The sequence below is a fragment of the Halobacillus litoralis genome, assembly GCF_009856355.1.
GTDB classification, from domain to species: domain Bacteria; phylum Bacillota; class Bacilli; order Bacillales; family Halobacillaceae; genus Halobacillus; species Halobacillus litoralis_B.
In genome coordinates this window covers 450877-464094 of record NZ_WMEW01000001.1, presented here as the reverse complement: position 1 = coordinate 464094, position 13218 = coordinate 450877, and the positions used below count along the sequence as shown (strand labels likewise).

11 protein-coding genes are annotated in these 13218 nt (G+C 49.2%); 9 read left to right on the top strand and 2 right to left on the bottom strand.

Going from position 1 to position 13218, the window contains the following annotated elements; translation table 11 throughout:
* Nucleotides 1-469: 469 nt before the first annotated feature.
* Nucleotides 470-2521: a transglycosylase domain-containing protein gene (locus tag GLV97_RS02145; protein WP_160888880.1), complete on the bottom strand. Its 2052-nt coding sequence runs from the start codon at nucleotides 2519-2521 to the stop codon at nucleotides 470-472.
* A gap of 173 nt (nucleotides 2522-2694) precedes the next feature.
* On the opposite strand from GLV97_RS02145, the gene speE reads away from it, so the two are divergent.
* The 6 genes from speE (at nucleotide 2695) to GLV97_RS02115 (ending at nucleotide 7471) form a co-directional block, all read left to right on the top strand.
* A complete protein-coding gene (speE, locus tag GLV97_RS02140; RefSeq protein ID WP_160888879.1) occupies nucleotides 2695-3534 on the top strand; it encodes a spermidine synthase in 840 nt (279 codons plus the stop codon).
* Nucleotides 3531-4403 carry an agmatinase gene (gene speB, locus GLV97_RS02135; RefSeq protein WP_160888878.1) on the top strand — a complete coding sequence of 291 codons (873 nt, stop codon included), beginning with the start codon at nucleotides 3531-3533 and terminating at the stop codon, nucleotides 4401-4403. Before speE ends, speB begins: the two co-directional genes overlap by 4 nt.
* Nucleotides 4404-4496: 93 nt before the next feature.
* Nucleotides 4497-4946, top strand: coding sequence for a hypothetical protein (locus GLV97_RS02130; RefSeq protein WP_237418544.1), 450 nt, complete (start codon nucleotides 4497-4499; stop codon nucleotides 4944-4946).
* 89 nt (nucleotides 4947-5035) lie between these two features.
* Complete coding sequence (locus GLV97_RS02125; RefSeq protein WP_160888877.1) at nucleotides 5036-5476, top strand: DUF1934 domain-containing protein; 441 nt, start codon at nucleotides 5036-5038, stop codon at nucleotides 5474-5476.
* A complete protein-coding gene (argS, locus tag GLV97_RS02120; RefSeq protein WP_160836861.1) occupies nucleotides 5473-7140 on the top strand; it encodes an arginine--tRNA ligase in 1668 nt (555 codons plus the stop codon). The genes GLV97_RS02125 and argS overlap by 4 nt, the downstream gene beginning before the upstream one ends.
* Before the next feature lie 148 nt (nucleotides 7141-7288).
* Nucleotides 7289-7471 (top strand): XapX domain-containing protein, encoded by a 183-nt coding sequence (locus GLV97_RS02115; RefSeq protein ID WP_160836859.1) that lies wholly within the window; start codon nucleotides 7289-7291, stop codon nucleotides 7469-7471.
* Between the two features lie 3 nt (nucleotides 7472-7474).
* On the opposite strand, the gene cls is transcribed toward GLV97_RS02115, so the two are convergent.
* Nucleotides 7475-8665, bottom strand: coding sequence for a cardiolipin synthase (gene cls / locus GLV97_RS02110; RefSeq protein ID WP_160888876.1), 1191 nt, complete (start codon nucleotides 8663-8665; stop codon nucleotides 7475-7477).
* A 195-nt stretch (nucleotides 8666-8860) separates the two neighbouring features.
* On the opposite strand from cls, the gene GLV97_RS02105 reads away from it, so the two are divergent.
* The 3 genes from GLV97_RS02105 to GLV97_RS02095 all read left to right on the top strand — a co-directional run bounded on the left by GLV97_RS02105 (nucleotide 8861) and on the right by GLV97_RS02095 (nucleotide 13199).
* Nucleotides 8861-10993 carry a heterodisulfide reductase-related iron-sulfur binding cluster gene (locus tag GLV97_RS02105; protein WP_160888875.1) on the top strand — a complete coding sequence of 711 codons (2133 nt, stop codon included), beginning with the start codon at nucleotides 8861-8863 and terminating at the stop codon, nucleotides 10991-10993.
* A gap of 153 nt (nucleotides 10994-11146) precedes the next feature.
* Nucleotides 11147-12334, top strand: coding sequence for an acetyl-CoA C-acetyltransferase (locus GLV97_RS02100; protein ID WP_160888874.1), 1188 nt, complete (start codon nucleotides 11147-11149; stop codon nucleotides 12332-12334).
* A 13-nt stretch (nucleotides 12335-12347) separates the two neighbouring features.
* Entirely contained in the window at nucleotides 12348-13199 is an 852-nt protein-coding gene (locus tag GLV97_RS02095) for a 3-hydroxybutyryl-CoA dehydrogenase (RefSeq protein WP_160888873.1), read from the top strand.
* Nucleotides 13200-13218: the final 19 nt, after the last annotated feature.

Sequence of the window (13218 nt, the reverse complement as noted above, 5' to 3'; positions counted from 1 at the left end):
TGGTAATATATTAAGTAATACATGGATAGTACATGTTTGACTAGGACAGAGAAAACGACCGGTCACAGGCCGGTCGTTTTCTCTGTCCTTTTTTATGGTCATTACAGCTCCGATTATTCCCTTTCTGCCAAGGAGAATTTAAGTTATTTTGAGAAACAAGGTCCCTTGGGGAGGAGGGCTGTCCTTCCCCCGTAACTTGATGGTATAAAAAGGATGCCCCCTCTGTTCCTCTCATCCTATGGTGAGGTTACGAGGAGTGTTCGGTGGTGACGCCTGCGGGAACAGCGCGAGACGAAGATCCACTTGGGCAGGTGGTTTATCCTGCCCAAGTTAGCTGAGGCCGTGCCCGCGGCAAGCATCCACCGATAAGCGGAACGTGACCGCAGACCCAACATGTGTCCAAGTGCTGGGTGACGCCAGCTTTCTTCTTGTTTTTCTATGGCTGATGGAAGCTTGGACCTTTTCTTAATTAGAAGAACCAGTCCACAACATCTTTGAACCACGGGTCGTCCTTGAATTCATCCTCGATATCCTTTTCTTCGCTGCCCCCACATACTTTCTTCGGTATGTCCGCCTTTTTCATGTAGACAAGCCGTTCCTGCGGACAATCGGGGCCGGCAAGATAGCCGGTATCCGGATCAATATAGACCCCTTTCACCCCCGGTGGCGGGACGAAAGCTGCTGATGGGAGCGATTCATGGATGCCTTCCATCGTATCCGCCCAAATGGACTTGGCATACCGGTGCTCATTGAAGGTTTCCAAAGGACGTCCCCCTTCATCGTAGCCGATCCATACTCCTGTGACATATTGCGGACTGAACCCGATCATCCAGCTGTCTGTATCGGTCGTGCCTGATTTACCTCCGTACATCCGGGTCAATTTCCCTTTAATAGGAGTGCCTGTGACAGAAGCATAGGACGCATCAAGGGCTGGATCGAACATGCCTGTCATCATATGGGTGACTGTAAAAGCCAGCTCGTCATCCACAGGGTCGTCTTTCAGTACGACCGGTTTGTATTCATATAACACATGTTCATGGCGGTCGGTGATTTTGTGAATCGTATGCCCTTCAAGAGAGTCGGACCCTTTAACCATCTTCCCGTAGGCTGTGACCATATCGTATAAGGATACGGATGAATAGCCGAGAGCAAGGGAAGGGTGGGGCTCAAAAGTTCCCTGCAGTCCAAATGTCTTCATCGTTTCAACGAGTTTTTCGGGACCGAGGTCCATATGGGTGGAAACGGCGTAAATATTATCGGATACAGCTAAAGCCTGCGCCATCGTTATCGGCTTTTCGGCGTATTGATCATTAAAATTGGTCGGAACATAGGGGTCGCTTTTTCCCTCCACGGGGAATTCAACCGGTTTGCTTTCACGCATCGTGACCGGCGACTCTCCAGACTTCAGTGCCCTGTAATAGAGGAGCGGTTTAATGGTTGAGCCGATGGGCCGCTTTGCCTGCACCGCCCTGTTGAACGGACTTTCCTCGTAATCCCTGCCCCCGATGAGCGCCGTGACGGCACCGGTACGGCTGTCCATAACAGCTGCGGCAGTCTGGACGTCGCTGCTGTCCGGAAGGTGCCGGACGGCCATCTCCTCAAGCGTTTGTTGATGCTCTTCGTTAAGCGTCGTATGGATGTGATACCCGCCGGTCTGAATGCTTTCCCTGTCGACGCCGAGCAGACGGGCCGCTTCAGAAATCACTTCATCTTGAAAATAAGGAGCGGTTTCCTGCGTTTCCTTACCCTGATCATCAGCATAACTCAGGCTGGCCTCCACAGCTTCTTCCTTTTCTGTCGACGTAATGTAGCCGTGGCGTTCCATTTCCGCTAGAATCTGCTCCTGCCTGGATACGGCTCTATCTTCATTGTTCAGAGGAGAATAATAACTGGGACCTTTAGGGATGCCGGCAAGCATGGAAGCTTCCGTGAGCGAAAGTTCTCCAGCGTGCTTGCTGAAATAATGGCGGCTTGCCGCTTCAATACCATAGGCCCCGTGCCCGTAATAAATGGTATTCAGGTACCCTTCCAATATCTCGTCTTTGTTATAGAAGATTTCCAGACGCAGGGCATACATCGCTTCATAGAGCTTCCGCTTCCATGTCTTATCATGCGAAAGGTAGAGGTTGCGGGCATACTGCTGGGTAATCGTACTGGCCCCCTGAGCCATCCGCATCTGCTTTAAGTCTGTTAAGGCAGCGGCAGCAATTCTTTTGAAATCAAAGCCGAAATGGTTGTAAAACCGCCGGTCCTCAATGGCCAGTGTAGCGTCTTTAATCGACTGAGGCATATCGTCGATCGCAATCCAGTACCTTTCCTCAGACCCTTTATCCTCTCCAATAACATCTCCGCTGCTGCCATAGATGAGGGTGTTCTGTTCTGTTTTCAAAGACGGGGGGCCCTGGATAACAGCCGTCATGAATACAGCGATGACGGCGATCAGGCCGAGGAGGGCACCGGCGCCCGTCAGCTTCAGGCTGATGATCAGCCATTTGTATGAAGTTTTGATAAATGACCACATCTTGTTTATACTCCCAACTATAAAGAGAAAATTTTATGTTCACCGAATCGAAAGACTGCTATTATTATGGGAGATTTCGTAGTAAAATAAACTTCTTGTTTGCTTTTTAAATACCGGTGTGGAGGGAATCTCCTGACACCGGTGGATGTATAGATGAAAAGGAGAAATGCATCATGGGTACTTGGTTTACAGAAAAACAGACCGATCATTTCGGGATCACAGCGAAAGTCAATCGTTCGCTTCATAAAGAGAAAACCGATTTTCAAGAGTTGGAAATGCTGGAAACAGAAGAATGGGGGAACATGCTCGTCCTCGATGACATGGTCATGACGACAGAGAGGGATGAATTCGTTTATCACGAAATGGTCGCCCATGTACCTTTATTCACCCATCCAAACCCTGAACATGTGCTGGTTGTGGGCGGGGGAGACGGCGGTGTCATAAGAGAAGTGCTGAAGCACGAAAGTGTAAAGAAAGCCACGCTTGTCGAAATTGACGGCAAGGTCATCGAGTATTCCAAAAAGTATCTGCCATCCATTGCGGGCACCTTGGACGACGAACGGGTCGAAGTCAAAGTGGATGACGGGTTTATGCATATTGCTCAAAGTACGGAGGAATACGATGTGATCATGGTAGACTCCACAGAACCGGTCGGACCTGCGGTGAACCTGTTTTCGAAGGGCTTTTACGAGGGAATTGCCAAAGCATTGAAAGAGGACGGCATCTTTGTTGCCCAGACAGATAACCCTTGGTTCAAGGCTGATCTGATCCGTCAGGTGTACCGTGATGTTAAGGAAAGCTTCCGGATAACCAAAGTGTACACCGCCAACATTCCGACGTACCCGAGTGGACTGTGGACATTCACGATGGGAAGTAAGACGTATGATCCGCTTCAGGTTCCAGAAAATCGTTTCACGGAACTGGATACGAAATACTACACCGAAGTGATCCACCAGGCCTGCTTTGCTCTGCCGAAATTTGTGAAAGACTTGACGAAGGAGGGACGTTCATGAGGTTTGATGAAGCCTACTCGGGCAAAGTATTCATTATGAGCCGCGCTACAGGGGAAGAAGCGGACGCTGTAATTTACGGCATGCCTATGGACTGGACGGTCAGCTTTCGTCCGGGCTCCCGTTTTGGGCCGAACCGGATCCGTGAAGCTTCCATCGGTCTTGAGGAGTACAGCCCTTATTTGGACCGCCATTTGGAGGACGTAAGCTATCACGATGCCGGCGACCTGCTGCTGCCATTCGGAAACGCAGCCCGCAGCCTCGACATCATTGAGGATTATACGGATGAACTGATGGAAAAAGGCAAGTTCCCGCTTGGGATGGGCGGGGAGCACTTAGTTTCCTGGCCGGTCATTCAGTCCGTTTATAAAAAGTACCCCGATCTGGCCGTCATTCATATCGATGCCCACGCAGATCTTCGGGAGGAATATGAGGGAGAGGTGCTTTCCCATTCCACGCCGATCCGCAAGACATGTGAGCTTATCGGTGCGGAGAACGTCTATTCTTTCGGGATCCGTTCCGGCATGAGAGAAGAGTTTCAATATGCGGCTGAATCCGGTATGCACATGTATAAGTATGAGGTGCTGGAGCCTTTGCAGAAGGTCCTGCCTAATCTGGCCGGGCGTCCGGTTTATGTCACTATCGACATTGATGTGCTTGACCCTGCCTATGCTCCCGGGACAGGAACGGCTGAAGCCGGCGGCATTTCCTCTAAAGAACTGCTGGCTGCTATTCATGCCATCGCAGGAAGTGAGCTGAATATCGTAGGAGCTGATCTGGTGGAAGTAGCCCCGGCCTACGATCATTCCGAAAAGACACAGATTGCGGCCGGCAAACTGTTGCGTGAAATGCTTTTAGGGTTTGTTCAATAAATGATAGAATAGGGAAAGCCGCTGTGATCATCACGGTGGCTTTTCTATTTTCGGGCATGTGTCCTGAAATCATGAATAAAGGAGCGTTTCACTTTGACGAAAAAAGGGATCGGTCTCATTTCCGCCTATGCCTTGGTGATGGTCGTACTTTTCACCGCCACTTTTGCAGGGGAATGGAACCCATCAAATTACAGTTATACATTGAATGAAGACACGTTGACGATTGAAGAAGGATTATGGAATAAAGAACAAGTGGAAATAGAAAGGGAAGGGAACATCAACGAGATTCTCATGTTCCAGGTTGCGGTTTCTGAAGAAAGGCAGCAGTGGAGGCTGGATCTGGGTGTGATCGCTGTTCTTCTCCCTCTATTGATGTTTATCACTGCTCCCGGCCAGCGCCCTTTCAGGAAATATCTTCCGTTCAAGTGGTACACTACGGTTGTTTTGGCTATCCTTGTGATATACACCGCCTGGTCCATTCCGGCACACCTCTCCTCTATCGATGACATTCAGAGGTATATCAGTCTGCTGACAAGTTCCTGATACCAGCGCTTGCGTTTTTAAACTGAAATTTTTATAATGGATTAGTTATAACTCGTTCGTAAAATTGTTAAAGAAAAGGTGGAGGAAAGATGCCTGCAAATGCAAAAGACATCCAGGTCCAGCTTGTTACCGAAATCCAGGATCAAGACCGCAGGGAGACCATGGAAATCGAAGAGACCGGCCGTTTTTTAGTCCGCGGCGATACGCAGGTGCTGACCTTTACGGAGCACCCGGAAGACGGTGACCCTGTCCACACAATGGTGACGATCAAACAGGAGCACGTGAGCATTAAGCGCAGCGGTGGTGTGGAAATGCGCCAGGTTTTCAAGCCGCTGATGGAAACGGAGAATTTATATCACCACACGTACGGTGATTTTCATATGAGAACCTATACGAAAGAATTGGATTATACCTCGCTGGAAGAATCCGCGCAGGGACGACTGTTTTTAGACTATACAATGACGTTAAATCACGAGGTAACGCAGGCGCACAGCTTGACGTTGACGTTTGAGGAGGAGAGCGATTCATGAATATCGTTGAACAAATGGAACAAAACCTGAAAGAAGAGATTGTTCGTTCTGTGCTGGCAGCGGGTCTTGCCGGAGAAGAGGAAATGCCGGAAGTCGTGCTCGAACAGCCGAAGGACAAAGCTCACGGCGATTATGCCACCAATATGGCTATGCAGCTGGCACGGGTAGCGAAAAAGAATCCGCGTGCGATTGCATCTGAACTGGTCGAGCAGTTCGATCATTCGAAAGCATCCATAGACAAAATTGAAATCGCAGGCCCGGGCTTCATTAATTTCTACATGAACAACCAGTATTTGACGGAGCTTGTCCCTTCTGTACTGGAAGCCGGCGATGAATATGGACGGACGAACACGGGTGACGGTCATAAAATCCAGATCGAGTTTGTTTCAGCCAACCCGACGGGGACCCTCCACCTCGGACACGCCCGCGGAGCTGCTGTCGGTGATTCCTTATGCAACGTACTGGATGCAGCCGGCTATGACGTCTCCCGTGAATATTACATCAATGATGCCGGAAACCAGATGATGAACCTTGCAAAGTCTCTGGAAGCCCGCTACATGCAGGCGCTCGGCCGTGACTGGGACATGCCGGAAGACGGCTATCACGGTAAAGACATCATCCAGCTGGGAGAAAAGCTTGCGGAAGAGGCTGGTGAAAAATGGGCGGAAGCCGAGCAGGAAGAACGACTGCAGTTCTGCCGCGAATATGGTTTGAAGTTCCTTTTGAATCGAATCAAAACCGACCTGGAAGAATTCCGTGTCCCGTTTGATGAATGGTTCTCTGAAACCTCCCTGTATCAGGACGACCAGATTACCGATGCCCTGAAAGTCCTCAGCAGCCAAGGGTATGTGTATGAAAAAGACGATGCCACATGGTTTGAAACGACACAGTTCGGCGATGATAAGGATCGTGTCCTGATTAAGAATGACGGTTCGTACACCTACTTAACGCCGGATATTGCCTATCACAAAAATAAACTGGACCGCGGCTTTGATACGCTCATCAACATCTGGGGAGCTGATCACCACGGCTACATTCCTCGTATGAAAGCGGCTATTCAGGCGCTTGGTTTTGAAAAAGACACGATGGAAGTAGAAATCATCCAGATGGTCAATTTATTCCAGGACGGCGAAAAGGTGAAAATGAGTAAGCGTACCGGAAAAGCGGTCACGCTTAGAGAGCTGATGGAGGAAGTCGGTGTGGACGCGATGCGTTACTTCTTCTCCATGCGTTCCAGCGATTCCCACCTGGACTTCGACATGGATCTCGCCCGTTCAGAGTCCAATGAAAACCCTGTGTACTATGTGCAGTATGCGCACGCCAGAATCTGCACGATGCTGAAGCAGGCGGAAGAAAAAGGACTCATGAAGGAAACCTACGATAACAGCTGGTTAACAGCTGAGAAGGAAGAAGACCTGTTGAAAAAACTTGGGGAATTCCCTCAGGTTGTAGCGGATGCTGCTGACAAGCGTACCCCGCACAGGGTTACCCAGTATGCCTTTGACCTGGCGTCTGCCCTGCACAGCTTCTACAATGCAGTGAAAGTACTGGATGGCGACAATCCTGAGCGGACAGCCGCAAGGATTGCCCTGATGAAAGCCGTACGGATTACCTTGAACAACGCACTGAAACTTGTCGGTGTTTCTGCACCGAATCAAATGTAATGGCATAGAGTAGGAAAAGGGCGTCTCTGCATAAACGGGCAGAGGCGTTCTTTTTTTATGTCCGGGTTCATAAGGAAGAGGAAAACATGAATGGAGTGGAGAAAGAAGTACATGATATACGAAAAGGACCGGAGAAGGAGGGATTGCTGTGGGGAAAGAAGTACTGCTGGCATTACTGACCGGATTCGTGGTCGGATTATTATTCGCTGCTGTTAAACTGCCGATACCGGCACCACCCGCTTTTGCAGGAGTGGCCGGCATCATCGGCATTTATCTTGGGTTTAAAGTATATGGCTGGGTCGGGCCGATGCTCACGGAACTGTTTAAATGACCGCTACAAAAACGGACGGAGCAGAACAGCAATCTTCTGATTGATTCTTGTTCCGAGTGAACGTTTTTTCAGCCAGCGGTCGTCGAACGGGACGGCATCTGCCACATCCTCGAAGTAAAAGTCTCTTAAATCTTCAATAAAGGCTTCGTCATACACATACGTATTGATCTCTTTATTGAGAAAGAAGCTGCGCCGGTCAAAGTTTGCGGTGCCGATGTCTGCGAACTGTCCGTCAATCATGATGACCTTTGAATGATAAAAGCCTGCATCGAAGAAACGGATATCTGCACCAGCCTCCTTCAACTCCTTTAAGTACGGGACGGCAGCTTCCTTTACGAATGGATGGTCTGCTTTCATCGGAATCATAATATGGATCGAGACATTCCGCTTCAGTGCTGATTTCAAGGCATCCTGCAGCGTGGGAGTAGGAATGAAATAGGGCGTGCCGATTAAAATTTCACGTTCAGCAGAATCGATCATTTTCCTGAACTCCTGCTCAAGCTCTACGCCATCAGTTGCCACGACCCTCATCCGGTAGGGATGCTCGGTTTCTGTGGGAGGAAGGGGCTCGTCTTTTTCTCCTGTTGCCAAATACCAGTCATCAAGAAAAATGGTATGCAGCTGATGGACGACAGGACCGAAGGACCGGATATGATAATCCCGCCAGTCTCCGAATTTCGAAGTTTCCCCGATATACGCCTTTCCGATATTAAATCCTCCGACATAGCCGATCTTTCCATCAATGACGGTGATTTTCCGATGGTTTCTCCGATGAAGGCGGTAAAAGAAATAAGGAAATCCGGGGGTTTCCGCAAAAGCGAAGCGTACACCTGCCGCCTCAAGTGCCTCCCGGCGCTTCTTCGTTATTTTAAAGCTGGCCACGCGGTCACCCATCAGTCGTACAGGGACACCCTCAGCCGCTTTGTTTTTCAGCACCTGGAGAAAATTCTCCGCAATATAATCATTTTCTATAAGAAAGAAATAAACATCCACCTGTTTTTCTGCCTCGGAAATATCCCGGAAAAGCTGTTCATACAGCCGGGATCCGTTCTTATATAAATGATAGCTGCCTGTCGTTTCCTCCAGGGGAATGGTACGGGCCTGTTTATGATGCCGGGACCTTCCAAATTTAAAATCCAGGAAAAGCAGGAAAATAAGAGTGGCTGCTAGTAATAGTAGAATAATGTAGAACATAAGATGCCTCCTAAAAAACTCTTCCTCCTAGTTTCCCCTTTTTCGACCTTTTCAAAAGGAAAAATACAGAAAATATATTGACTGAATGCTCATTCATAATTTATAGTTAAGCTATAAGATTCAGAAAATTAAAAGTTTCTGATCGGAGAAAAGGGAAATCGCTTCGTGCGATGACAACAAAGAGGGGGAAAACCGATGAATCCACTGCTGACCGCCAACTGGATTTTGTTCCTTGGGGTGCTGGTTTATGGACTTTATTTATTTGTCCGTGTCGTTCAGACTCGAATCGCTTATATTAAATTGGGGAAAAAATTCGAGTATGACAACCAGCTGAAGTCACGATTACGCAAGATCTGGGTTTATGTATTCGGGCAGAAGAAGCTTCTTAAGGATAAAAAATCCGGAATTATTCACGTTATGATGTTTTACGGCTTTATCCTCGTGCAGTTCGGGGCGATTGATTTTATCTATAAAGGACTTGTGCCGGATGCCCATCTGCCGCTCGGACCTTTTTACGCCGGCTTCACGTTTTTCCAGGAGCTGGTGACCTTAATGATTCTGACCGCTGTCATCTGGGCTTTTCACCGGCGGTATATTGAAAAGCTTGTCCGTCTGAAGCGGGGGTTCAAAGCCGGACTTGTTCTCATCTTTATTGGAACACTTATGGTCACGGTGCTGGTCGGTAATGGCATGAGTATGATCTGGCATGCCCATGAAGGGGCATGGACAGAACCTGTTGCGAGCGTTATTGCAAGCGCTTTCGGATGGGTGCCTGAACCTGTTGCCATCACGGTATTCTTTGTTATGTGGTGGATTCACCTGCTTATTCTGCTTACATTCCTTGTCTACGTGCCGCAGTCCAAGCACGCCCACCTTCTTGCTGCGCCTGTGAACGTCTTTTTAAGTCGTGAAGAGCCGCCGGGAAAACTCAAGTCCATTGATTTTGAAATGGATGAGGATGCCGATGAAGAGGATGTATCCTTCGGGATTGGAAAGATTGAGGATTTCAACCAGCTTCAGATGATTGATTTTTATGCCTGTGTCGAATGCGGCCGCTGTACAAACGTGTGTCCGGCGTCTGGTTCCGGAAAAATGCTCTCGCCGATGGATCTGATTGTGAAGCTCCGCGATCACCTTACGGAAAAGGGGGCCGCCGTTACAGGTAAATCTCCATGGGTGCCTGCCTATGCGTTCTCAGGTACAGAAGGGAATACGCTTGCTCAAATGGCCCGGAGCCACGGGACGGATGAGGCCGCAGCAACGCTTGAAGCGGTCCAGAATAAGAGCCTGATTGGAGATGTTATTACTGAAGAAGAGCTGTGGGCCTGTACAACATGCCGGAACTGTGAGGATGCCTGCCCGGTCATGAACGAGCATGTCGATAAAATCATCGATCTCCGCCGCTATCTTGTTCTTACAGAAGGGAAGATGGATGCCGACGGTCAGCGTGCCATGATGAACATCGAGCGTCAGGGTAATCCATGGGGGCTTTCCAAGAAGGAAAGAGAAGACTGGAGGCAGCTGGATGAAGATGTCCATATTCCTACAGTGAAAGAGTTGAAGAAATCAGGGGAAGAGTTTGAATACTTATTCTGGGTCAGTTCCATGGGGTCCTACGATAACCGCAGTCAGAAAATCGCCATGGCCTTTGCGAAACTGATGAACGAAGCCGGCATCAAGTTCGCTATTCTCGGCAATAAGGAACAGAACTCCGGAGATACAGCCCGCCGTATGGGGAACGAATTCCTTTTCCAGGAGCTGGCGGAAAAGAATATGAAGGAATTTGAGAAAAACGATGTGAAGAAGATCATTACGATTGATCCGCATGCGTATAACATTTTCAAGAATGAATATCCGGATTTCGGTCTGGAAGCTGAAGTGTACCACCATACGGAAATGCTGGCGGAATGGCTGAAGGAAGGCCGCTTGAAGCCGCAGGGCGTTGTTAAAGAAAAAATTACGTATCATGACAGCTGTTACCTTGGCCGCTACAACGAAGTCTACCAGCCGCCGCGTGAAGTTCTGGAGATGATCCCTGGAGTGGAAGTGGTGGAAATGAAACGCAACCGTTCGAACGGGATGTGTTGTGGAGCTGGAGGCGGCATGATGTGGATGGAGGAGAAATCCGGGAACCGCGTCAACGTAGCACGGACCGAACAGGCGCTTGAAGTAGAGCCTACAATGATCTCCAGCGGCTGTCCATTCTGCCTGACGATGCTTTCGGACGGAACGAAAGCGAAAGAAGTGGAAGAAGAGGTCAGTACGATGGATATTGCAGAGATTCTCGCTAAGTCAATCTTTGGAAATACAAAGGAAAAGAGTGCTTGATTAAACGTTTGTTTAAAAACGAAAAAATGACAGAATGATTGAAAAATTGTGGAAAGTGTACAGGATTTTATGTACACTTTCCTTATGGGAAGATGTTGAGCGAGCGTTCAATCGTCTATTTTGTAAGCGTTAACAATAAAGGGAGGAATGACAATGCGTAAAACAGTCATCGTGGATGGAGCACGAACACCATTTGGGAAATTTGGAGGGAGCCTGGCACCCCTGACAGCAGCGCAGCTTGGAGGTCTGGCTATCAAAGCCGCTTTGAAAAAAGCGCAGGTCCACGTTGAGGACGTGAACGAAGTCATCATGGGCACCGTTCTTCAGGGGGGGCAGGGACAGCTTCCTTCCAGACAGGCGGCCCGTGAAGCAGGGATTCCGTGGGATGTCAAAACAGAAACCGTGAATAAAGTGTGTGCATCCGGTATGCGCAGCGTTACGATGGGAGATCAGTTCATCCGTCTTGGGGAAGAAGAAATCATCGTCGCCGGTGGTATGGAAAGCATGAGCAACGCGCCTTACTTCATGCCGAAAGCACGATGGGGGCTCCGGATGGGAGATGCTGCCGTGAAAGATATGATGGTGCATGACGGATTGACTTGTTCTTTTGAGAACGTGCATATGGGCAATTACGGCAATCGGACAGCCGAGCAGTATGAATTGACACGTGAGGATCAGGATGAGTGGGCATACCGCAGTCATCAGCGGGCCGTCCAGGCCACGGAAGCTGGGAAGCTGGGCGAAGAAATCACTCCTGTTGAAATCCCGCAGCGTAAAGGAGATCCTGTCGCCGTGGATCAGGATGAAGCTCCACGAAAGAGCACAACAATGGAAGCGTTATCAAAACTGCGCCCCGTTTTTGACAAGTCCGGGACGATTACAGCAGGAAATGCACCGGGCGTCAATGACGGAGCGTGTGCCATGGTCTTAATGTCAGAAGAAAAGGCCAAGGAGACCGGATCATCTGTGCTTGCGACTATTCTCGCTCACGATGAGATTGCAGTGGAAGCCCGGGATTTCCCACAGACACCTGGACTTGTCATTAATAAACTTCTGAAAAAAACCGGAAAGACCATAAGGGATATCGATTTATTTGAGGTGAATGAGGCGTTTGCGGCTGTTTCACTGGCCAGTGGGAAAATTGCCGGTCTGGATCCGGAGAAAGTGAATGTCAACGGTGGAGCCGTTGCTCTTGGACATCCAATCGGAGCCAGTGGAGCACGTATCCTTTTGACACTGGCTTATGAACTGAAACGCCGGGGCGGCGGTACAGGAATTGCAGCCATCTGCTCAGGCGGCGGCCAGGGAGATGCGGTTCTAATCGAAGTACCGAAACAATAAGGGGGACATACGGATGTCAATGAATAAAGTCATGGTCATCGGCGCAGGACAGATGGGCGCAGGGATTGCTCAAGTCTTTGCTCAGGCCGGTTTTTATGTGAAATTGAATGATCGAGATCAGGAAGCATTGAATAAAGGAAGAGACGGAATTGAAAAGCGTCTGGAAAGAGCTGTGGAGAAGGGGCGCATGACCGATGGAAAACGTGACGAGACGCTGAAGAACCTGACCATTACGACCGACCTGCAGGATGCGTCGGACTGTGACCTCGTCGTGGAAGCCGTCGTGGAGAATATGAAAGTGAAGATCGATGTGTTCCAGCAGCTGGATGAAATCACACCTCCTCATGCTGTTTTAGCGACCAATACCTCTTCCCTTCCAATCACCGAAATTGCGGCAGCGACGAAGCGTCCGGAACAGGTCATTGGCATGCATTTTATGAATCCGGTCCCGGTTATGAAGCTTGTGGAAATCATCAGGGCGATTCAGACGAGTGATGAAACGTATGCCACCGTGAAAGAAATGGCCGAAAAACTCCAGAAGACACCGGTAGAGGTGGAGGATTTCCCTGGGTTTGTTTCCAATAGAATTTTGATGCCGATGATCAATGAGGCGATTTACACGGTTCATGAAGGTGTCGCTTCTCCCGAGGACGTGGATGCTGTGATGAAGCTGGGCATGAATCATCCGATGGGGCCGCTGACCCTGGCGGATTTTATCGGACTGGATACGTGTCTTTATATAATGGAGATCCTGCATGACGGATTTGGCGACAGCAAATACAGACCATGTCCGCTTCTCCGTAAATACGTCAAAGCCGGCTGGCTCGGGAAGAAGTCCGGCCGCGGTTTTTACATCTATGAATAACTGAGGAAAAGGGGAGATG

Coding starts and splice junctions, on each gene's coding strand:
- speB (WP_160888878.1), top strand. CDS start 3,531: ATGAGGTTTGATGAAGCCTACTCGGGCAAAGTATTCATTATGAGCCGC.
- GLV97_RS02095 (WP_160888873.1), top strand. CDS start 12,348: ATGTCAATGAATAAAGTCATGGTCATCGGCGCAGGACAGATGGGCGCA.
- cls (WP_160888876.1), bottom strand. CDS start 8,665: ATGTTCTACATTATTCTACTATTACTAGCAGCCACTCTTATTTTCCTG.
- GLV97_RS02100 (WP_160888874.1), top strand. CDS start 11,147: ATGCGTAAAACAGTCATCGTGGATGGAGCACGAACACCATTTGGGAAA.
- argS (WP_160836861.1), top strand. CDS start 5,473: ATGAATATCGTTGAACAAATGGAACAAAACCTGAAAGAAGAGATTGTT.
- GLV97_RS02145 (WP_160888880.1), bottom strand. CDS start 2,521: ATGTGGTCATTTATCAAAACTTCATACAAATGGCTGATCATCAGCCTG.
- GLV97_RS02125 (WP_160888877.1), top strand. CDS start 5,036: ATGCCTGCAAATGCAAAAGACATCCAGGTCCAGCTTGTTACCGAAATC.
- speE (WP_160888879.1), top strand. CDS start 2,695: ATGGGTACTTGGTTTACAGAAAAACAGACCGATCATTTCGGGATCACA.
- GLV97_RS02105 (WP_160888875.1), top strand. CDS start 8,861: ATGAATCCACTGCTGACCGCCAACTGGATTTTGTTCCTTGGGGTGCTG.